Source organism: Roseospira navarrensis (assembly GCF_009601025.1).
In the GTDB taxonomy this organism is placed as follows: domain Bacteria; phylum Pseudomonadota; class Alphaproteobacteria; order Rhodospirillales; family Rhodospirillaceae; genus Rhodospira; species Rhodospira navarrensis.
Genome location: NZ_WIVE01000174.1, coordinates 1 through 687 on the forward strand (window position 1 = coordinate 1; position 687 = coordinate 687).

The 687-nt window shown below is 59.0% G+C and carries 1 protein-coding gene; it reads left to right on the forward strand.

Going from position 1 to position 687, the window contains the following annotated elements:
• Window positions 1–68 precede the first annotated feature (68 nt).
• A complete protein-coding gene (locus tag GHC57_RS19165; RefSeq protein ID WP_343031217.1) occupies window positions 69–620 on the forward strand; it encodes an EAL domain-containing protein in 552 nt (183 codons plus the stop codon).
• Window positions 621–687 lie beyond the last annotated feature (67 nt).

Consider the following 687-nt stretch of genomic DNA (forward strand, 5'->3'; position numbering starts at 1 on the left):
GTTCACTCTATGTTCTGCGCCATTTCGGGCCACCTGTCACCACATGATGCGGTCCCGGACTCAAAGGGATAAGCCTTCCGGACGATTTCATCCCGATGGCCGAAGAAACAGGCCAGATCATTCCGTTGGGCGGGCGGATTCTCGAAGAGGCATTGCGGCAGACTCGGGCCTGGCGTGATGAGGGGTTGGACCTCAAGATTGCCATCAACCTTTCGGCCAAGGAACTCAGTAATCCGCGCATTCTTGAAAGAATTGACCGCATCCTGAAAACATATGGCATCGCGGCCGAAGCGCTTGAGCTTGAGCTGACAGAAAGCACCCTGTTCCGCTACGACTCCCAGGAAACGGCGCGTTTTGTCGAAGGCGCCAAATCCCGCAACTTCACGCTGACCATCGACGACTTTGGAACAGGGTTCAGCGCCTTCAGCTATCTGCACTACCTGCCCATCTCCAAGATCAAGCTCGACCGCTCGTTCATTGCCGCGATTGGCGATGCCGACCACGAGGCCCTGGTCGGCGGACTGGTGGATCTGGGTCACCGGCTTGGCTGTCGCGTCACCGGCGAAGGCGTCGAAACCGTCGAACAACTGCGGTTCCTGACCCGTGTCGGGGCTGTGTAACCTGATGTCTGGAAATTTTGCACGAGGGGGCGCACCTGCATGCCCATCCGTGGGGCGCGCCCCACGG